General features: G+C 51.1%; 16 protein-coding genes. 7 read left to right on the top strand and 9 right to left on the bottom strand.

Annotation, left to right across the window (positions count from 1 at the left end):
* Positions 1 to 497 precede the first annotated feature (497 nt).
* Both acsF and IQ268_RS19850 read left to right on the top strand, forming a co-directional pair.
* The gene (acsF, locus tag IQ268_RS19855; RefSeq protein WP_193882985.1) at positions 498 to 1,574 is read left to right on the top strand and encodes a magnesium-protoporphyrin IX monomethyl ester (oxidative) cyclase; all 1,077 of its coding nucleotides are present in this window, start codon (positions 498 to 500) and stop codon (positions 1,572 to 1,574) included.
* A gap of 116 nt (positions 1,575 to 1,690) precedes the next feature.
* Positions 1,691 to 2,632, top strand: a complete 942-nt coding sequence (locus tag IQ268_RS19850) for a hypothetical protein (protein WP_193882984.1) — start codon at positions 1,691 to 1,693, stop codon at positions 2,630 to 2,632.
* An 8-nt stretch (positions 2,633 to 2,640) separates the two neighbouring features.
* Here IQ268_RS19850 and IQ268_RS19845 read toward each other — a convergent pair whose 3' ends face one another.
* Complete coding sequence (locus tag IQ268_RS19845) at positions 2,641 to 3,657, bottom strand: hypothetical protein (RefSeq protein WP_193883053.1); 1,017 nt, start codon at positions 3,655 to 3,657, stop codon at positions 2,641 to 2,643.
* Positions 3,658 to 3,879: 222 nt separating this feature from the next.
* On the opposite strand from IQ268_RS19845, the gene IQ268_RS19840 reads away from it, so the two are divergent.
* Complete coding sequence (locus IQ268_RS19840) at positions 3,880 to 4,434, top strand: hypothetical protein (protein WP_193882983.1); 555 nt, start codon at positions 3,880 to 3,882, stop codon at positions 4,432 to 4,434.
* Here the strand turns inward: IQ268_RS19840 and IQ268_RS19835 are convergent.
* Positions 4,403 to 6,004 carry a DUF3370 domain-containing protein gene (locus IQ268_RS19835; RefSeq protein ID WP_193882981.1) on the bottom strand — a complete coding sequence of 534 codons (1,602 nt, stop codon included), beginning with the start codon at positions 6,002 to 6,004 and terminating at the stop codon, positions 4,403 to 4,405. The two genes, IQ268_RS19840 and IQ268_RS19835, sit on opposite strands and share 32 nt — an antisense overlap.
* Before the next feature lie 407 nt (positions 6,005 to 6,411).
* Complete coding sequence (locus IQ268_RS19830) at positions 6,412 to 8,898, bottom strand: endonuclease MutS2 (RefSeq protein ID WP_193882979.1); 2,487 nt, start codon at positions 8,896 to 8,898, stop codon at positions 6,412 to 6,414.
* 269 nt (positions 8,899 to 9,167) lie between these two features.
* On the opposite strand from IQ268_RS19830, the gene IQ268_RS19825 reads away from it, so the two are divergent.
* The gene (locus tag IQ268_RS19825) at positions 9,168 to 11,552 is read left to right on the top strand and encodes a 5'-nucleotidase C-terminal domain-containing protein (protein ID WP_193882977.1); all 2,385 of its coding nucleotides are present in this window, start codon (positions 9,168 to 9,170) and stop codon (positions 11,550 to 11,552) included.
* Positions 11,553 to 11,651: 99 nt separating this feature from the next.
* On the opposite strand, the gene IQ268_RS19820 is transcribed toward IQ268_RS19825, so the two are convergent.
* From IQ268_RS19820 to queA, 4 genes are all read right to left on the bottom strand, one after another.
* A complete protein-coding gene (locus IQ268_RS19820; protein WP_193882975.1) occupies positions 11,652 to 12,776 on the bottom strand; it encodes a peptidoglycan-binding protein in 1,125 nt (374 codons plus the stop codon).
* Between the two features lie 297 nt (positions 12,777 to 13,073).
* A complete protein-coding gene (locus IQ268_RS19815) occupies positions 13,074 to 14,024 on the bottom strand; it encodes a hypothetical protein (protein WP_193882973.1) in 951 nt (316 codons plus the stop codon).
* A gap of 158 nt (positions 14,025 to 14,182) precedes the next feature.
* Positions 14,183 to 15,760: an MBOAT family protein gene (locus tag IQ268_RS19810; protein ID WP_193882972.1), complete on the bottom strand. Its 1,578-nt coding sequence runs from the start codon at positions 15,758 to 15,760 to the stop codon at positions 14,183 to 14,185.
* A 462-nt stretch (positions 15,761 to 16,222) separates the two neighbouring features.
* Positions 16,223 to 17,284, bottom strand: coding sequence for a tRNA preQ1(34) S-adenosylmethionine ribosyltransferase-isomerase QueA (queA, locus tag IQ268_RS19805; protein ID WP_228035551.1), 1,062 nt, complete (start codon positions 17,282 to 17,284; stop codon positions 16,223 to 16,225).
* A 252-nt stretch (positions 17,285 to 17,536) separates the two neighbouring features.
* Between queA and IQ268_RS19800 the strand changes: the two genes are divergently transcribed.
* A complete protein-coding gene (locus IQ268_RS19800) occupies positions 17,537 to 17,926 on the top strand; it encodes a hypothetical protein (RefSeq protein WP_193882968.1) in 390 nt (129 codons plus the stop codon).
* Positions 17,927 to 18,185: 259 nt separating this feature from the next.
* Here IQ268_RS19800 and IQ268_RS19795 read toward each other — a convergent pair whose 3' ends face one another.
* Positions 18,186 to 18,722 (bottom strand): YraN family protein, encoded by a 537-nt coding sequence (locus IQ268_RS19795; protein ID WP_339383427.1) that lies wholly within the window; start codon positions 18,720 to 18,722, stop codon positions 18,186 to 18,188.
* 171 nt (positions 18,723 to 18,893) lie between these two features.
* On the opposite strand from IQ268_RS19795, the gene IQ268_RS19790 reads away from it, so the two are divergent.
* Positions 18,894 to 19,415 carry a pentapeptide repeat-containing protein gene (locus IQ268_RS19790; protein ID WP_228035541.1) on the top strand — a complete coding sequence of 174 codons (522 nt, stop codon included), beginning with the start codon at positions 18,894 to 18,896 and terminating at the stop codon, positions 19,413 to 19,415.
* A 37-nt stretch (positions 19,416 to 19,452) separates the two neighbouring features.
* On the opposite strand, the gene dnaG is transcribed toward IQ268_RS19790, so the two are convergent.
* A complete protein-coding gene (gene dnaG / locus IQ268_RS19785) occupies positions 19,453 to 21,426 on the bottom strand; it encodes a DNA primase (RefSeq protein WP_193882964.1) in 1,974 nt (657 codons plus the stop codon).
* Between the two features lie 310 nt (positions 21,427 to 21,736).
* On the opposite strand from dnaG, the gene IQ268_RS19780 reads away from it, so the two are divergent.
* On the top strand, positions 21,737 to 22,329 hold a 593-nt coding region (locus IQ268_RS19780), incomplete at its 3' end, for an N-acetylmuramoyl-L-alanine amidase (RefSeq protein ID WP_193882962.1).

The raw sequence follows: 22,329 nt of genomic DNA, 5'->3' as shown, positions 1-22,329 counted from the left end.
GGCAAGGTATGCCCCTATAAGGTATTACCCCCTACAGGGGCAACCTCATTGCTTGCATACCATCGTTCAGCAACGCCGCCCCTTACAAAGAAGCATTTTGCCATTGCAACACGAGATTAGCAGCCAAAACTAAAGATGATCTGAACAGGGAACAAAGGTTAGGTTAAGGTCGCAATAAATTGTCCAGAGACGAGTCGCATTGATACTGTGGCGCTTTATCCATCTGGGTGCTGGCGGCAAGGTAAGAAACAAAGAAGACAAATGTCAACGAAATGACTTAAATCGCAACCTCAAAGTCATACTCATAACGGTTTGTATTAACTCTTAATACTGCTGCCCCCTTTACTCTCGTGTAGCGTTGTAGACTTGATGACGTAATAGTTTGATGCATATTACGTTCAGCGTAATCCTGGCGCGTGCTGCCTGGCGAGAATGCTGTTTCATTTCAGGGCACGGCGGCTGAGGTAAAAGAAGATTAGAAACGAGTGGAAGTACACATGGTCGATTCTCTTAAAAAACCTAATGTTGAAGAACTTCGGCCTGGGGTTAAATCTCCAGCGAAGGAAACCATTCTCACCCCACGCTTCTACACGACAGACTTTGATGAGATGTCAACAATGGACATCTCGGTCAATGAAGACGAACTCCTGGCGATTTTAGAAGAGTTTCGAACAGACTACAACCGCCACCATTTCGTGCGAGACGAGGAGTTTCAGCAGTCCTGGGATCACATCGATGGCGAAACTCGTCAGCTCTTCATTGAGTTTTTAGAGCGCTCTTGCACGGCAGAGTTTTCTGGTTTCCTACTCTACAAAGAATTAGGGCGGCGGCTGAAAGACAAAAGCCCGGTTCTGGCCGAGTGCTTTACGCTGATGGCACGAGACGAGGCACGCCATGCCGGATTCCTCAACAAAGCGATGTCAGATTTTAGCCTGTCGCTTGATTTGGGGTTTCTGACCAAGAGCCGCAGCTATACCTTCTTTAAGCCCAAGTTCATCTTCTACGCCACGTACCTGTCCGAAAAGATCGGCTATTGGCGATACATCACCATTTATCGTCATCTTGAGGCTCATCCCGAAGATCGCATCTACCCCATCTTCCGCTTCTTTGAGAACTGGTGTCAGGATGAGAACCGCCACGGCGATTTCTTTGATGCCATTATGCAGTCGCAGCCCCAGTTTTTAAATGACTGGAAAGCACGCCTCTGGAGCCGATTTTTCTTGCTATCGGTGTTTGCCACGATGTATCTCAACGATATTCAGCGATCGGATTTCTACAGATCGTTAGGGCTGGATGCACGCGAGTACGACATTCATGTTATTCGCAAAACCAACGAGACAGCAGCACGCGTCTTCCCGGTGGTTTTGGATGTAGACCATCCGAAGTTCTTTGAACTGATGGATTCTGCTTCAGCCGCCAACTTGAAGCTGCAAGCGGCTGGTCATTCCAACGCTCCTACAGTGGTTCAGTTCTTCCAGAAGCTGCCTCACATTGTCACCATTGGTGCAAACTTGGTGCGGCTTTATTTCATGAAGCCGATCAATGCGGCTGCGATGCAAGGTAAAGCTCGTTAGGTTTAGTTTCACCCCTCGGGTATAGCGGTTCTGTTTAAAGCAGAGCCGCTTTTTTTGCGCTGTTTTTGATCGAGTCAGTTACAACAGATGAGCAGGCATTCTGACAACATTGCTTCATGAATAGACGATTGTATAGCCAGGGTACCTTACCCTTGGCAGGGAATAGTACCACCAGCCGCAGGGATGGCTTCGTTCGAGAGCGATGCAGAACTCCAAGCAGTTGGTTTCTACCGTGCCTTTCGTTGGCACTGGCGGTTGTTAGCCTGATGGCTGCTGAGGGAGCGATCGCCCAACCGCTCACCCTTCAGAGGACAAACACCATTGCCAGTAAAACAGTACAGCGCAAGCCAAATCCGGCGACCTGGCAAGAGGGTCTAACCCATCCTCAGGCCGGAGACGTAACAACAGCGCAAGAGCTGCTCCCTGTTGTGGCTCCGCTCCCTGCCAGTTCTCCAGCAGAACAGCTCAACCTCGATCCGGCGATCATCGAGGGCAGTCCAGTGCTGCAACGATGGTTGGAGCAGGTGCCCAACGTCCAGGCTGAGATGCAGAACGACCCTGGTTTTCGCACCCGGTTGCACCTGGGGTATGTTCAGGTTCCGTCAACGGACGATGCCGCAGGCGTGCAGTTTGGCGTTGAAGATGTGTTTCTGGGGCGCAGTGGCGCAACGGTTAGTGCCGATGTGGAAACCACGCTGGATGGCGATCGCCAAACCTATGGAGCTGACCTGCGCTATTACGTGCTGCCCCTGGGCAACTATGTCAACCTGGCACCCGTTGTAGGCTATCGTCGGTTGGAAACGGATGCCTATACTACTGATGGCCTGCATCTGGGACTGCGGCTGCAACTGACGCTGTCTCGCACAGGAGCTGCCGATCTATCGGTATCGCAAACCTGGGTAAATCCAGGACAACCTGACGAGGAAGTGGGAATTACCTCCGTTTCAGTGGGCTATGCCGTCACCCAACAGTTACGGTTCTCGACTCAGTTGCAGCGGCAGAATGCACCACAGGATAAGGATAGCCGGGTTGGGGTCGGGCTGGAGTGGATGTTGTAGGGAGGGAATTAGTCAGAGGGTGCGGGTTCCGACCAAATAGGAAGTTGATTCACCACATTCAGGGTGAGATCCACATACAGGCGATCGCCATGGTCGAGTGGGGCTTGACCAAAATAGCCCGTTGCACCGTCGTGGGCGTGAGGACCTGTATCGTAAACCCAAAACCGCCCCTGCCGCCGAGCCTGGTTAAACGGTGAACCAACAACCCACGGCCAGCAGGACGGAAACAAAATGTAGCTGAGGTTTTCAATCCAGTCGGCTTCTCCCTGTAAGTGATAGACGCGATCGACGACATCGAAGCCGTTTGTGCCGGAAAAGACACCTCCCACCGACACTACAGTCAGTTCAGCATTGAGCCATTGCTCCAGATAATCCGCAGCCCCCAGAGCGACTTGCGCCCCGCCGCTGGTTCCAATCAAAATTAGCCTTAGGGGTTGCTGTGAGCCGTTGGGAATGGGCTGAGCCGCGTCCATCCGATCGACGATCGCGGTGGCTGTGCCAAAGTTGTAAACCGGGCTGTAGCGGCGATCGATTGAAATGGCAAACCGCCAAAGGTTACGAATTTTGATTAACACACTGGCGTTTTCGAGCCATCCCCGTGCCTGTTCTGCAAACCGCCAGAGAGGAGCCAGCAGACGACGACCCTCCAGGCTTTCATTGGCAGCCGAATAGGGAAAGACATCGGAGACTACAACACAGTCTGTATGCTGCGCCTCTAACTGCTCTAAAAACCGTTCTTCGCCGGGAGCTAGCTGATTGGCAGAGAAATCTCCCACTCCAGTCAAAAAGATGATATAGCACGTCAGCAGATCCGCCTCAGATGAATTGGGATTACCATCAGGCAGGGCAGTTTGAAGTCGTCTTTGCTTCAGCCCCAGGCTTTCAATATCTTGCTGTAGCCACCAGACTAATGTTCCAATCGGCGAAAACACGCCCCAGACCAGTAAAACAATACCTGCCAAAATCAGCAGCCGTAGCGTTTCACCCTGAATTTGAGCCAGCAACCGTTGAATGAATCTCAGCATCCCAGTAAAGGAAAAAGGGTCTGTGAGGTTGAGTGAGAGGCATTGCTGGACGGTATGAAAGCGGTGTGGTTCGTTCTTGTAGGGGCATGGCATGGCATTACCCCTACAAATTCATCCATCAAATCAGCAACGCCGAGTGAGACAGCTTATTGTAGGTTGGTATTAAGGCCGTCTTTTATATCGGCATTGTCGCCTATTGAGAGGAGCAAGACATAGCGATCGGTGACGAAAAAAACGGTAAAAGGCTTCAGAGCCACTCTTTGGGATGCACTCATCCTGGATGGCAAGATTTATGGGGATGCGTTAGACATCCCGAAACATCGTCACGTGGCGTTGGCGATCGTAGCGTTGGCCGGGTGGTCTCATGCGATGGGCGGTGCCGTAATTTTGATTGTAAACCGGGCTTCCCTGCTGTTGCTGCTAATGGCACTAGTGGTGAATACGCTGAGCGTGATTGCTGGCTATTATTTTTGGACCTTTACCATCCTCAAAATTGGGCAATGGCTCAAACCAATTGACCCAACCTATGGTGATTTGTTAAGTCCGATCGGATTTGCGTATGCGCCGCAAGTGCTGAACTTTCTCACCTTAATTCCACTGTTAGGGCAACCAATTGCGCTCATGCTAGCCGTTTGGAGTCTGTTAGCGGTAACAGTTGCCGTCCGTGAAGGCTTAAGCATTAGCACCCGTCGGGCTGCTTTGATTTGTTTAGTGGGATGGCCGTTGGTTCAGGTAGCGATCGGATTTATTCAGGTTGTTCAACAATCTCTGGTGTAACGCCAGGGCGGCTGGTGTCTGTCGATGAAAACCCATCCCTGGGGCGATCCAGCGTGCGAACGGTCAGCACTTGGGGAGGCGTTGCATCCGGGGGATACAGGAATTCCACCTGAACTAACCGTCGATCGCCCCTGGGAACATTAAGTCGCATCAGGGGTTGCCCCTGCTGTCCGCGCCGTTGAACCAGATGCAAATATCGGGTTTGGCTAATTCCTAGATCGTCGTTGTAGCGAAGTCGAACCGTCCCCCGAAAGAAGATACGGTCGTCGGGTGGATCTAAAAATCGCAGATTGCCCTGTGGCTGTTCGTTTTGCAAGGGCGTTTGAAACAGCAGTTCAACGGTTTGAGTCTCGTCAGTATTGTTATACAGTGGCAACCTCAGATTGTATTGAATGCCGTAGTTGCCGTGGGCACGATAGGCCGTATCGGGATAGCGTGTCAGCAGCGGAGCGCTTTGAATTTGCCCGGTGCCAAAGGTGTTGCGGTCAACAGTACTCAACACATAAGAGAAAGCATCTCCTGGAGATGGAATGCTCAAGCGATCGCTCTGTGGAGAATCGGTTAGTTGAGCCTCCCACTGCGACCCCTGAGCCACCCCCGCAACGCGACCATAATAATAGCGTTCAATGCTTCTCACATTGGGCAAGGTGGGGGGGCGATCGCGCGGTTCGGCCAGTTGCCCTTGCTCAAGTAGGGCTTGCCACTCCGCCTGAGACGGGGCACGTTCGCCACCACCCAGAATCAGGGGCGCAGGCATCGTCAAACTAGCAACGTAAACTGGGCCATCGCTCGATAGATGCATCAGCAGCGATCGGCCATTGATTGGAATGGGACGATTAAGCCGCAGCGTTTCGTTCTCAGAAGCGCTAGTACTGTTTACATCTCCATTGCTAGAGGGTGGAGTAGCCGCATTAGCCGAGGGTATCAGCGGTGTTGGATCGGGCAGTATAGCGCCATTCACCGGAGAGTAATTCAACCGTCGTAGCGGAATGGGCGAATTCACCAGCAGGTAAGTGCGCCGGGGTGGAATAACCACATGTGCCGGAAAATAGGGTTGCCGCTGCCCACGCAGTATATCATTGGTCGTGCGGCTACCCGGCCCCGAATAAACCGTTCCGAGTGGGTTGGCAACATAGGGCGGCAGATCGTGAAAGGGCGCTTCCTGGCTAAGATAGCTAACCGCTTGCAGCACATCCACCGTGACAGGGGCGCGGCCAGGATTGTAAAGCACAATTCCCAAATATCGTGTTCGGGTATCGGCGGCATTAACCCCTCTGGCAACATGATGAGCAAAAATATCAAACCGTCCCTCAAACGAAAAGTCGAGGTGTGCGGCGGGCGATCGCTTGCCATCGGGTGGAAAGGTCGATAGCAAAATGCCTTCAGACTGAATCAACTCTGGACTGTTGCTGTTGAAGACGGGCACCTCATCTAGCTGCCCTGGTAAGGAGCGAACCTCGTGGGATTGAACCACTTCTGTTCGACGAATAGTAGGAGGAGGTGTGTTTACGGCAGGCGGAGTAGGAAGCGTAATTTGAGCAAACGGAAAGAACACCAAAAATGTGAGCATGAGATAGATAACTGCCGATGGAAATCAACAAATTGGCGGTAAACACACTGCCCTGCGATTGGTTGTAATGCCAACAGATAAACGTAAACCCTACACCATAACGGATATGTATGCAGGGTTACCGTAAAATTGAGCCAGCATTAACGCGAGCGGCTAGCCATAGTCGGACTGCTTCAGCCCATCCAAAACAGCACGCCGATAGCAAAGGTGACGCTATTTGTGTAGAATGCACCGTCCTCAACCATACCATTAAGGGCTAGATCGCTAACGGAGGACGATCGCTTTGTTGCCAACCCTCTCTGGATTCCATCTGTCTAGATTGCATCTGTAGGTTCCTTAGAGTACCCAAATGCCCGCCTTGATCGTACATGGCGTACGATCCGGAGCGTACGATCCGGGAAAGCGACTCATTCCAGGTAGGCGATCGTCACTCCACTACCGCCTTCCGCTTGCTCTGCCAGTTCAAACCGTGCGACTTGTGGATGCCGTTTCAAGAATTCATGTACCCCTTGCCGTAGCTTTCCGGTGCCGTGCCCATGAATAATCCACAGGGCACCCGATTGAGCCGATACGATCGCCTCTTCCAGTTCGGCTTCAGACTCAACCACTCGCTTACCTCGCAGATCAACCGTGTTGCTGGAAGTCCGTACAGTTGGGGCGGGTGGCGGCGGTGGTGCTGGTTCCGGAGCGGGTTTGGGTTTGGCGGGCAGTTCTGCTTTTTCGCCTTGCAGCGATTCTAAATCGGCTAACGAGACGGTCATTTTCATTAAGCCGAACCGAACCGTGAGTTCACCATCCTCATCGGGATTTGTGATGACCTCAGCCGTTTGCCCCAGGCGAGGAATGCGAACGCGATCGCCCACTTGCGGGCGAAAACCCGGTTTGGGTTTGGCGGGTTGCCGTCGCGACGGCAACTGTTGCTCGGCAATTTGGTTGAGATGTTCAGTGGCTTGCTGCGCGGCTTGAGCCGTGACGTTGCTTCGTTGTAGTCTGCGAATCACACTGGCAATTTCGGCCTTAGCTTCGGCGATCGCCTGCTGTACCACCTGTTCCTGCTGCTGTTGCAGCTCGCGCTCGCGTTCCTGAAGCAGGGTTGCCTTGCGTGACACCTGTTGATGCAGCCGTTCGGCTTGCTGCACCAGTTGCGCGGCTTCTTTGGCTTTTTGCTCCTGTTGGCGACGTTGGGCTTCTAAGCCAGCAATTACCTGATTCACATCTTCGCTGGAGCCAGCCCCAACCTGGCGTTCGGCCTTGGTGACAATGTCTGAATTCAGCCCCAGCCGACGGGCGATCGCCAGCGCATTGGAGCGTCCAGGAATGCCCCACAGCAAGCGATAGGTAGGAGACAGGCTAACATCATCAAATTCAACTGAGGCATTTTCAAACCGATCGTCCTGATATTTCAGGGCTTTTAGTTCGCCAAAGTGAGTAGTTGCCACGGTGAGCAGATTATGGTCGGCTAAGTGACGCAATAGCGCGATCGCCAACGCGCTTCCTTCAGATGGGTCAGTGCCAGCCCCCACTTCATCCAGCAGCACTAACGTATTGGAAAGAGGGGGCGGCGGCGTTGAAGAGTCAGTTGCTGTCTCGATCGGTTCACTAACGTCTTCGTGGCTGGGGAGATCAGTAGTAGAGGTATCCAGTGCTGCCAGAATGCGGCTAATGCGGCGGATATGCCCCGAAAACGTAGATAGACTCTGTTCTAGCGACTGTTCATCACCAATATCAGCCAGAATCTGGTCAAACCACGGAATCTCCACGGGTTCCCGTGCGGGGACAAACAGCCCCACTTTTGCCATTAGTGCGGCTAATCCCAGGGTTTTGAGGGTTACCGTTTTGCCACCCGTGTTGGGGCCAGTAATGGCTACAACGCGAATACGCGGCTGAATCACCAGGTCGATTGGCACAACCGCTGAGCCTTGTTCATGGTGCTGTTGCCAAACGAGCAATGGATGGCGCAGTTGGCGAAGCACGGTGGGTTCAGGAGCTTGACCCGCTTCTGCTGCGTTAAAGGGAATGAACCGGGGTGGATTGGCTTCCAACCACAGGCTGTAACGCGCCCGTGCCGTTGCCAAATCCAACGTAGTGGCGATCGCCAGCAGCCGTTCCAGGTCGGGTTTGACGGCAGCCACTTGCTCGGTCAGGGCGCGAAAAATAGCTTCCTCTTCGGTTTTCTCTTGCCGGATCAGTTGCCGCATTTGGTTGCCCAAACTAACGATGCTGTTTGGCTCCACGTATAGGGTTGCGCCACTGCTAGAAGCATCATGCACAATGCCCGGAATGGCATCTTTTTGAGGCGCTTTAACGGGAATTACAAAGCGATCGCCCCGTTGGGTAATCAGCGGTTCCTGCACGGCGTTAGCCTGCCGTTGCAAAATGCGTTGCAGAAGGCTGTAGATGCGATCGCGCTGTTGCCGCAGTTTTTCGCGAATCTCTTCTAATTTAGAACTGGCGCGATCGGCAACGCGTCCCCGTTCGTCAATGCAGCGGTGAATTTCTTGCTCCAGTTCTGGATAGGTACGCAGATCGGCCACCAGGGCTTTCAGCACGGGCAGATCGGGCTGGTTGTCGATCACACGCCGCAGTTGCCTTGCACCCGATAACGTGGTGGCGATCGCCAGCAGTTCAACACCGCCCAATAATCCTTGCAGTTCGGCGCGATCGAGCGATTCGCCAATATCCTGAACGCCTTCAAACGACAATCCACTCGGTAACTGGCTCTCTAACTCATACACTTCCTGGGTTTGTGCCAGCAAGGTCAAGCTGTGCTCGATTGTGGTTGGAATTTTGAGACGTTGTGCTGCCGCAGATCCCAGCTTGGTTGCCGCAAACGTGGCTAAATGCTGGCACAACCGCGACCATTCCAGTAGTTCGAGAGTTTCTGATTGAATCAAAGTTGTCAAATCTAGCGCTAGCAGCCGAATGTCTTACCAATTTAATTATCAAACAACACATCAAAACTGCGCTAACGCAAAAGGTGAGGATTTTTCGCCACTCACCGAGCGGTGAACGTATCGAACGGACTTGGGGCATGATTACTTCCCCTACGACTGTACGTAGACACTTAATCAGATCATGAGAGTGCCTTAACGTTGCCGTGGGATGTTTGGAGACTGATATGCGAAGAACGTAATTCTATTAGATTTACTACCCAACACAAATCATGGTCTTTAAACTCCAACTGTTACACGCTTCCGATCAGGAAGCTGGGATAGCGGCTCTGCAAGATGCTCCCCGGTTCTCGGCTGTCCTCAATGCGCTACGAGACGACTTCCCCAACACGCTGGTACTCTCTTCAGGGGACGCGTACATTCCAGGTGCATTCTTCTCGGCCAGCGATGAGGTGTTTGGAGGGGTTGGACGTGGTGATATTCTGATTCAAAACGAGCTAGGGTTTCAGGCGATCGCCTTTGGAAACCACGAATTCGATCGGGGCACGGGCGTTGTTGCTGATGTGCTTACACCCAGTACGGGATATGTAGGCGCACAGTTCCCTTATCTTAGCGCTAACCTCGACTTTAGCACTGACAGCAGTTTGGCGGGTTTGGTCACCAACAATGGTCAACAGGCCAGCAGCATTCCTGGCAAGATTGCTGCCAGCACTGTGATTACGGTGAACGGTGAAACGGTTGGAGTCGTTGGTGCAACAACCCCAACGCTTCGCACCATCTCATCTCCCGGTGGTGTGACGGTTCTGCCGCCCAATGCAAGCGATCTGCAATCGTTGGCGGCTGAGATTCAGCAAGAAGTGGATGCACTCACGGCAACGGGCGTTAACAAAGTCGTTTTGCTGTCTCACCTTCAGCAAATTGCGCTAGAACAACAGCTCGCTCCATTGCTGAGAAATGTAGACATTGTTATGGCGGGCGGTTCAAACACGCTGTTGTCAGACAGCACGGATCGGCTTCGTGCGGGCGATCAGAATGAAGGGGCCTATCCAATCCTAACTCAGTCTGCAACCGGACAGCCGATCGCCATTATCAACACCGACGGCAATTACAAATACGTAGGGCGCTTAGTTGTAGATTTCGACGATAACGGTGTCATCATTCCCACTAGCATTGATGCCAATGTGAGTGGAGCCTATGCTACTGATGAACAAGGCGTTGCGGCGGTTGGCGGCACTCCCGACCCAGAAGTCGTGGCGATTACTCAAGCGCTGTCGCAGGTGATCGCAGTACAGGAAGGCAACATTTTCGGTCGCACTGAGGTGTTTCTCAATGGCACCCGTGGTGATGTTCGCACCCAGGAGACAAACCTGGGTAATTTGACGGCTGATGCCAATTTGGCTGTGGGGCAGCAGGTTGATCCAACGGTTCTCGTCTCGATTAAGAATGGGGGCGGTATTCGGAATGATATTGGCTCGATCGACGTTCCAACCGGAGCCACCAACCCCGATGATTTCATCAAAAGCCCCCCTGCCGCAAACGAACTAGCAGGTAAGCAAGCAGGGGATATCTCTCAATTGGATGTGCAAAATGCGCTCAGCTTTAACAATGCGCTGGCGCTGGTTACGCTGACGGCGCAGCAGTTATTGCAAATTGTAGAGCATGGCGTTTCACAAACGGCGGCTGGCGCAACTCCAGGACAGTTTCCCCAAATTGGCGGGCTGGCCTTTAGTTATGATGCCGCTCGTCCGGCTGGCGATCGCGTCCTGTCATTGTCCGTTAAAGATCAATCCGGTCAATTGCTAGATACGATCGCTCGCGATGGTGAAGTGGTTGGCGATCCAGGCCGAGCTATTCGTATTGTTACCTTAAGTTTCCTGGCAGATGGGGGAGACGGCTATCCCTTTGATGACTTCATTGCCGCTAATCCTACCTTTGCCAATCGGGTTGATTTTTTGGGCGAAGATGCAAACGGAAACGGCGTTTTTGACGGTGACGAACGCGACCTCAACCTGAACGGACGGGTAGACGGCCCTGTTAACATTGCCGCTGGAGCCGCTACCTTTGCCGCACCGGGAACTGAGCAAGATGCGTTAGCAGAATACCTGCTCGCCAACTTTCGAACCATGTCCTTCAATGATGCCGACACCGAGCCATCCGGCGATTTGCGAATTCAAAATGTCGCTGTTCGCAGAGACACGGTTCTCGGCACTCGCAGCACAGGTACTAGCGGCAACGATCGGCTGATTGGTGGCCCCAGTGATGATGTCTTGATTGGTTTGGCTGGCGAGGATACGCTCACCGGACGCAATGGCAACGATCGCCTTTTGGGTGGCACAGGGCGCGATCGATTAGTGGGCGGTTTGGGTCAAGATACGCTAATTGGCGGGGGTGGCAGCGATATCCTCCGTGGCGGCGGCGGGCGCGATATCTTTGTGCTGCAACGGGGGAACGGTGTAGATCTGATTCAAGACTTCAACGATGGCCAAGATCGGTTGGGCTTAACAGGCAATTTGCGCTTTGGTAACTTGACCATTACCACGCGTGGCAGTAACACCCAAATTAGTTTCCAAAACGCTCAGTTGGCAACCCTTCGCAACGTTTCAGCCGATGACCTCACTGCGGCTGACTTTGTTCGAGTCAACATCAACGCAGCATAGCTGTTTCGATTCAGGGGAATGGGTATCGTAATCAGATCACTCCATGCCCCAAATCAAAAAATCAAAACCAATTCTCTAGAACGTCATGGGCTAGTCAGGCTACATGCGAACCGTTGGACGCAGCAGCCAGATATGTTCTTCATATTCAAGCGAGTCGATTCCTTCTTGCCGAACTTCGGCACGGTCAAATCCTGCTTGAGCAAATTGAACCAGGCCATCGATGTGGAAACTGTTGGCTACTGTGACGCGAGTATGTCCGCCGTCTGCTACCTGGGTACCAAGGTGATCGGCCATCAGACAATCGCCCGGTTGCGCTTTCGACAGTAGAGTGCCGATCGCCTGCCGTAAAACCTCTCCTTGTAATGTGTCGTACGAAACCTCAGCAATCAGTTGAAAGTGAACTTTGTTGCCGTTCTGGACGGCATACTTGTCGCTCCACTTAAACCACTGGTTGGCATTGGGGTATTCTCCTTTGCCCTGATTGCCGTAGTACGGCGGCTCAAATCCGCCTTTACGCAGCACGTTGCCGCCAAACAAATTACATTTCCACTTGTTGGTTAAAAACTCAAACGGTCGCTCCACTGGCACATTATGGTTGGGGTCAATATTGATCCACGGTTTGGGCACCCCGTAGTGTGCTGCGATCGTGCCAGTACACAGTTCTCTGGCTGCACTGGCAATATCGTGTGACGTAGCGCTCATAATGCCCGGTACGCGGGTGTTGCGTAGAGCCTGATCCAGGGCTTTAGCCGTTCGCGCATCCACTTTGCCCGTGGCTGCCAAACCCTGCCGCTGCTGAAACACTTTCACCGCTTGTATGGTTTCGTTGCCGTAGTCCCCATCTGCCCCAAATTTTGGCAGCATGTAGCCAAGCTGTTGGGTACGGCTGGCCAGGGCAATGAGTGCGCGTTGCACGTTCCGCACAGAAGGATGCTTGCGGCCACTATCCGGTAGAATCACCTGCCCGTTTAGCAACCCAGTATCACTGGCAAGGTTGGCGATCGCCGCTTCAACGTTGTGAGGGCTGCCCAAACTGCGGAGCAGCGATCGCAACTGATTTCCCACCCCTGGCTCTAGCGTGTCGGCGTAACGGCTGACAATGAGTTTAGCATCCTCAACGGTTGCAGTTCGAGCTTGAATAGACTTCCGCAAAGCAGCCAGATCAGCCGCACTAAATCGGGCATTGTTAATCAACGTGCCAACCGGAGGACGCAAAATCGGCATAGAAACCTCTAGGATTGAAATCCAGTTAAATGTAGCGATTGAATATTCTGCAATCTACATGCAAGGAAATCCATTTTCCGCAGACTGGCAGATTGCAAAAGAGGTATGTTGCTACACCAACGGACGATCGCCCCGGCAACGAAGCAAATCAAAAATACTGCAATTAGAGATGAATGGCACTGAAATAAGTGCGTTCATTCCGGGATTCGACTACGCTCAGCCCTCGTTGGTGAGGGCTGAGCGTAGTCGAATCCCAGTCTATAACTAATGGCGCAGCTTTATTTCAGTGCCATTCAATTAGAGATAAGCTTGCCAACGTTCTTCTTGACCTTCCTGAACCAAGAAGGTCTTGATTTTTGCTTTGTATAACTTTTCGTATTCAGCCAAGCTGTAGTCATCTAATTCAATGCCAAACCCTGTATTTTTGCCCTGTAAAACGAGACTTACCTGAGCCTGAACGTGGGGATAAAAATGGCTGCCATCATAGGTGTTGCCTATTTGTGCCGTTGTTGTTGACGGAATTGAAAAATCGTACATTTCATCGTAAATACGAGAAATTTGATAGAACGCTTGCAACGTGCAGTCTGTCAAATCCCGTGAATACACTTCATTCACAACATTCCAGGCCGAAACGGGGGGAACATAACCCACAAATTCGGCATCGGGAAATATCGCTTTCAGCTCTTTATATTTTGCAACTTTAGATCGATCGCACAGCCCTTCCGTTTGGTTGTTGAAAAAGGTTGGATCAAACTGAGGTAGATCGTCAATCACTTCACTTTCGAAGTGCTGATTGTAATATCTCGGATCGGGGGAGAAGCCGAGCAGTGTCTTTACTGAAAAAATAAGCACATCGAGCGACAAGTAAGCAATGAAGCCTGGCTTGATATCAACAACGGTTGTCTTTTCGCTCACAGGCTTTTGACTAAAATTAAAGGAATCAACACCAACGTAAACAGTTTCAGGGTTAATGCCTTGGACTTTAGCAAGCTTGGCATATTCAACAAATTCCTCGATTTTCCCGGCACTAAACGAGTAATTGAAACAGTGGCGCGATTTGAATGACGATTCCTTTAGCAGTGTGACTCGTGAGCTGCCAAAAATCAAACAGTCATATCCTTCATCTTTGCTCTGCAACAACAAGTTTGTTTTAGAAATCCGTTCATTGAATGAGAAGTTTTGACCTGTAATACGGTTGCCATGACTATACCAAAGGGGATCAACCATCCAGTTAATTAATTCTGCCAAGAATAGCAACAGCAACGACAAAGTGAAGTACAGCTTCAGGTACGATTTCATTAGAAACTCCTTCGACTAACTCTGTAGAGAAAAGTCGATCGCAGTAAATTACAAGCAGGAAAGCAGCGTCATTAAACCGTGCAAAAGACGAGAACAGCAGCGTGTCTCTAAAATTGAAAGTAGAGAAACTCGCTGACTCTCGTCAGATTAAGTAATGCTGTAATGGTCATCAATGTACCAACGATCGCCCAGGCCATATTGGGTCGCCATTGCCATTTTTGCCAAACCCGATCGAGCCAATGTGGGGTTGTAGACGGTTCAATTTCAATTGGGTTATATTTGCCCATCCACTGCTGAGTGTTTGGGGTAAACCAAGCAATGAGTAACAGTAATGTGATGCCTTGAATCACTGGAGCGATGGATAAATTTAATGAGCTGCTCAAGCCATTAAACTGAAAGCCAACATTTCCTAAAACTGATAACTTGCTTTCCAAACCGCGAGGAAGAGAAATTCCGTTGGTTCCAGCCATCGTTCCTAGCAAGACGGTTGCGGCCTGCATACTCGCGGCTCTAAACAGCACCCATGACACCACCACTGCTACAAACGTGACCAGCCAACTCATGCCTCGATACAACCAGTGAGACTGATTTGGATCGTGGCCGAACTGCCGTCGAAGCGATCGCCACTGATGGTTAATGACCAGATATAGGCCGTGTAATCCTCCCCACAGTACAAACGTCCATCCGGCACCATGCCAGAGTCCGCCCAACAGCATCGTAATCATGAGATTAAGATGTCGTCGAAACGGCCCCTTACGGCTTCCACCCAGTGGAATGTAAAGGTAGTCGCGCAAGAAATTGGATAAAGTAATGTGCCATCGTCGCCAAAAATCGATAATGCTGCTGGCTTTATAGGGTGAATCAAAGTTCAAGGGTAATTTAATCCCAAACAAATAAGCCGCGCCGATCGCCATATCGGAATAGCCAGAGAAGTCAAAATAAAGCTGCAATGTATAGGAAAGGGCACCAACCCAGGCTTCAAAAAAGGTGACAGGAATGCCCTGAGCAGCGGCATCAAAAACGGGAGATACATAGGCTGAAATTGGGTCAGCAAAGACTACTTTTTTGAACAAGCCCATGAAGAAAATGGTTAACCCGATCGCCACATATTTGCTGTTAAACCGATAGATCGATCGATCGGCAAACTGGGGCATTAAATCTTTGTGATGGACAATCGGGCCAGCAATTAAGTGGGGAAAGAACGTGACAAACAGGGTGTAGTTTGAAAAATTATCGTCTCTAGTTTCATCTTGGTAAGCATCAACCAGATACGTGATTTGAACAAACGTAAAAAACGAGATGGCCAGTGGTAAATCAGTGGAGCCAAACTGAAAGTTTGATCCAACTAAAGCATTAATGCTGGCAGCAAAGAAGCTGGCATATTTGAAGTAGCCAATCAACCCTAAGTTGACGGCGATCGCGCCTATTAGCAACCATTTAGCGTTAAGAGTTGAGCCTTGTTTTTTTCTGAGGAGATAACCAGCTAAATAGTTAAATACAATCGAAAAACCTAGCAGCCATAAGTTAGCTGGGTTCCACCAGGCGTAGAAAAATAGAGAGGTGATGACCAACCAAACAATGGCACTTTTATAGTGCTTTGAAGCATCTCGTCTGCCAATGAAGAAAAAGATGAATACAGTAACGGGCAGGAATACAAAAATGAACTCAAATGAATTGAAGAGCATTGTCGTTCGGCCATTAAATCGGCCATTAAAATAGTCTGCTAGAAAGCAACTAACGGCAAATTCTTCAAGCCGTAGTGAGTTCCCATAAGTAACGTATCTTTACTTTCCCAGGCAGGATGGTACTCTGCCAGTAATTTCATGGAAGCTTTAAGGCAAGTTCATCAAAAATTAATGAATGCTTGATGACTTAAAAAAACAGTCAGTAATTTTACGAGCCGCGTCAAGGACAAGGATGAAGAACCAGGCGCTCTAAGAGGATGTTTGAAAAGTGCTGAACGTCACTCGAACCGCCCCCTAAATCCCCCAAGATGGGGACTTCCGAGCCGATTCTCGTTCAAAGTCCCCCAATTCTGGGGGATTTAGGGGGCGAATGCAGGACATTTGCTACTTTTCAAACATCCTCTAAATTTTCCTGGCTCTCCCTGTTTTGGAAAATTGGGCAGAACTTGCAGCCCTATCCCCTCAAATCCGAGCTTCTGGCAGAATAAGCATGGCATCTCCAAAGGAGTAAAAGCGGTACTGCTGGGCGATCGCCTCTTGATACAAGCTCAGTAGCCGTTCCCGTCCAATCAATGCACTCACTAACATCAACAGGCTTGATTTAGGCAAATGAAAATTGGTGATCAGTCCATCAATGACTCGCCATTGATAGCCGGGATAAATAAACAGATTGGTTTTGCCAGAATGAGGTTGTAAAACGCCAGTTTGCGCGGCACCCTCCAAGGCGCGAACAACAGTGGTGCCAACGGCAATAATTCGTCCGCCGTTTCGTTTTGTTTCCCGAATTTTGGTTACTGTCTCTGGAGAAACGTCAATCCACTCGCCGTGCATCGTGTGTTGGGTAATTTCTTCCACCTCAACCGGGCGAAACGTGCCGACCCCTACATGCAGGGTGATAAATGTATGGTGAATCCCTTGCTCTTGCAGGTGGCTCAGTAACTCTGGTGTGAAGTGTAAACCCGCCGTCGGAGCTGCCACCGCACCGGGGCGATCGCCATACACGGTTTGATACTGTTCTGGGTCAGCCTGAGACTCGGTGATATACGGTGGCAGGGGAACCTGCCCCAACTGGGGTAACAGTTGCCACAACGAGCGATCGGCCAAATCAAATTGGACAATTCGCCCGCCTGTAGCCGTATCTATCTCCAGCACTTGAGCCTGCACAATCGACTCTTCAGAGGGTGAGCCGAGCGCAAAATCAGCCCTAAATTCAATCCAGGCTCCAGGTTTGAGACGTTTACCAGGGCGCACTAGCGCCAGCCAGCGGTTGGGCGCTTGTTCTTCCAGCAACAGCAGTTCGATGTTCGCACCATCGGGCTTGCGTCCATACAACCGAGCCGGAATAACACGGGTATTATTAAGCACCAGCAAATCCCCGGGTTGCAGCCATTGGGGTAACTCTCGGAATATGCGATGCTGACAAGACTCTGAAGCCACGACCAGCAGACGGGCGCTGTCTCTGGGAACGGCTGGGTTCTGAGCAATACGCCCTTCTGGGAGGTGATAGTCGTAAGCAGACAGCATCGTTTCTAGCGGGTCAGGTTGCACCCCCTGAGGGCTTTGCAGCGGATTGTCCCAGTCAGTTTGGGTCATAGTGTTTGCAGAAAATAGTGATCGTCGCTACGGTTATGGGAGCGCTCTTAATTCGGGTTTGCTGAAAAATTGGGGGTATCCCCTATGTCAGAACGGGGGCTTCTCCCCTATTAGCATTCGTAGTTTCTCGCCACAATAAGAGTGTCAAGGAAAAAATTTAGCATTTGTCTGAATTTCCGCGCCATGGAATACATCTATTACCTTGCGAATGCCAGTTTGACGTTAAGAGTTGTGGAGCATCTTCACAATTCGTATTGGCTTTCGGCTCGCTTCATTACAGTGATTCACCAGATTGATGGTTGGGTCATCAAAGTTAAACTAGACTATCCTCTTACCCCTCAACAAGATGGCGATTTTCGGGCATTCTTGAATGAACTGGGTATTCCCTATGAGCCTGAAATTCGAGTGCGAATGGTGCTGTGGGGGTTAGAAACAGGGCAGTCTCCAGTAGATGTTATGCGACGTTACCAGGTAGCGGTTGTTTCTCACGGTACTCCTGATCGTACCGAGATTGAAGAATTTCGGAAGCAGTTTGTTCAAGGGCTGGGCTACTGTCCAGAAACGCTTGCTTAGTTCTTTATATCTTTACAACAAGTTTGGGTGATGAATCTGGGGCGCACGAGAGTGCGCCTTTACTTTATTTAAACGGGTGCTTTAATTGACAGTTTTCAACGTCTAAGAGGTTGTTTGAAAAGTATCAAATGTCTCCTGTAAGGGCGTAGCATTCGGCAAATAGCCCTTGAAAAAGACCCAGAAGTACTGCCCGAATGCCACGCCTCTACGGGTGTCGGGCTACAAATAGACTTTTAAAGCATCCTCTAAGGAAACAGGTCTATGCTTCAATGTTGAAGGCATTTTGAACATACTGCTGAATGCTCAAGCGGTATGGTGCAATCACAATGGGTTGCCCAATCTGGATGGCACCTAGCGTTGCCCCGTCTATCAGGTGCGGATTCGCTACAGGGGACGACGATCGCACTACTTCACACCGTACCAACGCCACATCAAAACGGCAAGGCACTTCTGAGAGCTGTGGCTGAGCGGCCAAAAATGCCTTTGCGGTTCGCCAGAGTTTGATTTGTTTTTGAGAAGACACAGCCAACAAGCCGTTGGCATCCCAATTGCCGCTGCGGCGCGCTTTTACTTCTACAAAGGACAACGGAGCCTGGAAGGGGCAAGGCTGAGCGGCGATCGCCTCTGAATAGGCAACTAAATCGAGTTCTCCCCAGCGGCAATGCCAGCGACGGTGCAGAATGGTCCATCCCTGGCTCATTAGCCACTGTGCCACAATATTTTCTGCCAATAGTCCAACGGTTGCGGAACTGGGTTGGCAATGATGAGAGGCGCAATCAGATGTGGGATCAGTCACAAGACGACGCTCGGCATTTACAAGATGTAACTCAAGTTTGCCCGTTACCGTTGATCCCCGGCACAAAGAGGGCTAACACATTCGGGTAGTATCTAGAGAGAAAAGCATTGGTGGTGGTTGGTTTACGACATGCATCGACTCAGCATAACTGGTAGGCAGCGTTTTTCGAGCTTGAACTCGCATGTTCGGCAATATGCTCGGTTAACAGGTGCGATCGCCCCTCGCTTCATCTGCTTTGTGCTAATTGGGGCAATTGCGGTACTTAGCGTGAGCTTGCCCCCGGCAGCGTTAGCCGAAAATTACACCAAAGATATTTTGATTGGAGTCGATTTCTCAGGGCGATCGCTAACCGACTCTACCTTTACCAAAGCGAATCTGCGCGAAAGCGACTTCAGCCGAGCCGATCTGCGGGGTGTCAGTTTCTTTGGTGCCAATTTAGAAGGTGCCAACTTAGAAGAGGCAAATTTGAGCTTTGCCACCCTCGACACGGCGCGGTTTTCCAACGCGAATTTAAAGAATGTTGTGCTGGAAGGCGCATTTGCCTTCAATACCAAATTTGATGGGGCGGTGATTGACGGTGCCGATTTTACAGATGTTCTCTTACGGCAAGATGTCCAGGCGCAACTCTGTAAAATAGCCAGCGGTACCAACCCTGTCACCGGGCGCAAAACCCGAGACACGCTGGAGTGTTAGGTGTTTACAATTTAGCCAATAACGTTGCCTGAGTTCACTAACCCTTGGGAATCCCTAGCGTTTCATAGAACTCACCGATCCAGGGCGTTTGAGCCAGTTCAGCAAATGTGATCGATCGCTGCCGATCTAGCTCTTCCATCCGCTTTTTCTCGGCATAGAGTTGCTTGTAGTAATACTGGCTCAGGTCAGCCGAGGTGACAAAGTCGGTTTGCTGCCAGAGATCGCTGAAATGCCGATACCGCTTTTCACACATCACCCGCTCCAGGCAGTCGGAGGCGGCTTTGATAACTAACGGCGTTCGCAGCAGATCGCGTTGCGTTTTTTCTTCAAGCTGAAACAGGTGATCGACCTGGTTAAACGCTCCGGCAAACTCGGCACAGCGATCGCGCAGTTGCCCCACCAAATCAATCGACGTTAAATCGTCCGAGCCAGAATCGGTGGATGAAGCCTGTTCAATGTCGCGGATTTGTCGCCAGAGAAAACGGTGGTGCGACAAGCTGAAGGGGAGATCTCGCTCTTCCAGGGCATCCACCACCTGCTGACGATAATCGGGCGAATGCAAATAGATTCGCAACAGGGTGGCTTCTGCCTGTTCTAAGAACTCAACCAGCGATACTTTAGCGATTTTGGGCGATTCTTTTCCTTCCGGCGATCGCCGTCGCTGCCGTCTCACCTGAGCCAGCAGGTTTTCAGCCAGGAGAGGCACCAACCGCGAATCACCATTACTCAACAACTCGGCACACTGTCGCACATAGTGGGTTCGGGTATCGGCGTTGGCGATGTCTCCCAGCAGTTTGACCACATCCTGCGTTGCCTGTTGAAACTGGTCGGCCTGCCTCAGGTTGCGATCGGCAAAAATGGCCTGGAGCTGCCAATCGAGCCATAGCGGTGCGTCATCCAGCAGGGCTTGATAGTCATCTGCCGCATGGTGTTTGAGAAACTCGTCGGGGTCTTTGCCTTCAGGAATGGTGAGAATTCGCAGCTTAACGGCACCCTGATACGCTAAATCCGCAACTTCTCCGATCGCTCGTTCTGCTGCTTTGGTGCCCGCCGCATCGGCATCAAAATTGAGGACAACCTGTTTCGACTCGGTGTAGCGCAACAGTTGCCGCACCTGAGCCAGGCTGAGAGCCGTTCCTAAAGAGGCCACCACATTAACGATGCCCGCCGCATGGAGCGCAATTACATCAAAGTAGCCTTCAACCACCACGGCTTTATCTTGCTTGGCGATCGCAGCTCGTGCCTTATCCAGGGCAAACAGAGTTTTGCCTTTGTCAAATAGCTCTGTTTCTGGGGAATTCAAATATTTGGGCTGCTCATCACCCAGGCTTCGGCCACCAAAGCCAATGACGCGTCCTTGCAGGTCATGAATCGGAATCATCAGGCGATCGCGAAAGCGATCGTAATAGCCGTTGTTGCCCTGACGCGGTACGACTAACCCTGCTTTTTCTACCAGTTCTACCGGATAATGCTTTTGCTCAATCAGGTAGCCATACAGGGTTTGCCACCCTGCCGGGGCATACCCAAGCTGAAACTGCTGAATCGTGGCTTGAGATAAGCCGCGATCGGCCTGCAAGTAGCGCAACGCTCCTTCCCCTGTTGCCTGATGCAGCGCATGTTCATAAAATCGAGCCGTTAGCGCCAAAATCTCATAGAGCTGTTCTCGGAGGGAAATCTGCCGCTGGAGTTCTTGCCGTTGAGCGGGTTCCAGCGTTTGCAGGGGAACCTGATACCGTTTAGCTAAATCGAGGACAACCTCACCAAACGATCGCTTGCCCAACTCCATCAAAAACTTAAACGCATTGCCGCCCGCCCCGCAGCTAAAGCAATAATAAAACTGCTTGCTGGGGCTAACGCTAAAGCTTGGCGATTTATCGTCATGAAACGGGCACAGCCCCACAAAATCTTTACCCTGTTTCCGCAGCACTACATACTCAGACACGACATCCACGATGTCAACACGCTGTTTGACCTGCTCAATCGTATCGGGATGTAGTCGAGGAATCTCCATTGCAACCCTGTTGATGACCGGAAGCACCTCTATTGTGCCGCCTCTGGTGAATAGATTGCGATTTTTTTTGCGTTGTCCTACGTCTATGGTTCACAGGTGCCAGTAACCAGTAGGGTGTAGTCAGTTCCAAATGTAGGATGAACGGCTGGCGATCGCCTTTGCATCGGGCACGCTTTCGGTTCCATCCATTTGTTTTTTGATTGGATTGGTGCAGATTTGGGCACGATAGCGAGCAAAACTGAGATTAACTGGTATTTTTGACAGTTAGAGTCATCCATTGAGACTTGCAGCAGACATTTTGGTTGAATAGATGGCACGAATTTTTATTTCAGCAGGGCACGGCGGTTTAGAAGGTGGAGTCGTTGACTCAGGTGTGATTGCAGGCGGCACAACCGAAGCCAGAGAAATGATTCTGTTGCGGGATCTAATTGTGGCAGAGTTGCGATCGCGGCGATATGAAGTGCTGGCCGTTCCAGACGATCTCAGCATGAGTCAAACCCTCTCCTGGATTAATGTCCGGGCGCAACCGGGAGATGTGGCGCTCGAAATCCATACCGATTCGTTTAACAACCCCTCCGTTAGAGGTGCGACAGTCTATTACATTGCCAACAACGACCAGCGCCGCTCCCATGCGGAACTGCTGTTGTTCTCGCTCTTGCGCCGCTTACCGCAATTGCCCAGCCGAGGCGCTAAACCCGACACCGCTACCGGAACGGGAACGCTGGCCTTTTGCCGTCAAGTTGTTCCTCCCTCCCTGCTAATGGAAGTGGGCTTTCTGACGAATCCTGATGATCGTCAACTGTTGCAAACCCGCCGTCAAGACTATGCCGTTGGCATTGCAGAAGGGTTAGCGGCATGGAGCCGAGCGGTCTCTGGCGTTTCGCCATCTCCCACCCCTACCCC

This window comes from Oculatella sp. LEGE 06141, assembly GCF_015207605.1.
In the GTDB taxonomy this organism is placed as follows: Bacteria; Cyanobacteriota; Cyanobacteriia; order Elainellales; family Elainellaceae; genus Oculatella.
This window is presented reverse-complemented; position numbering and strand designations above follow the sequence as displayed.

Excerpts from the sequence above, each read along its gene's own strand:
- dnaG (WP_193882964.1), bottom strand. The coding sequence starts at position 21,426 with ATGGAGATTCCTCGACTACATCCCGATACGATTGAGCAGGTCAAACAG.
- acsF (WP_193882985.1), top strand. The coding sequence starts at position 498 with ATGGTCGATTCTCTTAAAAAACCTAATGTTGAAGAACTTCGGCCTGGG.
- queA (WP_228035551.1), bottom strand. The coding sequence starts at position 17,284 with ATGCTGTCTGCTTACGACTATCACCTCCCAGAAGGGCGTATTGCTCAG.
- IQ268_RS19820 (WP_193882975.1), bottom strand. The coding sequence starts at position 12,776 with ATGCCGATTTTGCGTCCTCCGGTTGGCACGTTGATTAACAATGCCCGA.
- IQ268_RS19825 (WP_193882977.1), top strand. The coding sequence starts at position 9,168 with ATGGTCTTTAAACTCCAACTGTTACACGCTTCCGATCAGGAAGCTGGG.
- IQ268_RS19845 (WP_193883053.1), bottom strand. The coding sequence starts at position 3,657 with ATGCTGAGATTCATTCAACGGTTGCTGGCTCAAATTCAGGGTGAAACG.
- IQ268_RS19800 (WP_193882968.1), top strand. The coding sequence starts at position 17,537 with ATGGAATACATCTATTACCTTGCGAATGCCAGTTTGACGTTAAGAGTT.
- IQ268_RS19810 (WP_193882972.1), bottom strand. The coding sequence starts at position 15,760 with ATGCTCTTCAATTCATTTGAGTTCATTTTTGTATTCCTGCCCGTTACT.
- IQ268_RS19835 (WP_193882981.1), bottom strand. The coding sequence starts at position 6,004 with ATGCTCACATTTTTGGTGTTCTTTCCGTTTGCTCAAATTACGCTTCCT.
- IQ268_RS19850 (WP_193882984.1), top strand. The coding sequence starts at position 1,691 with ATGAATAGACGATTGTATAGCCAGGGTACCTTACCCTTGGCAGGGAAT.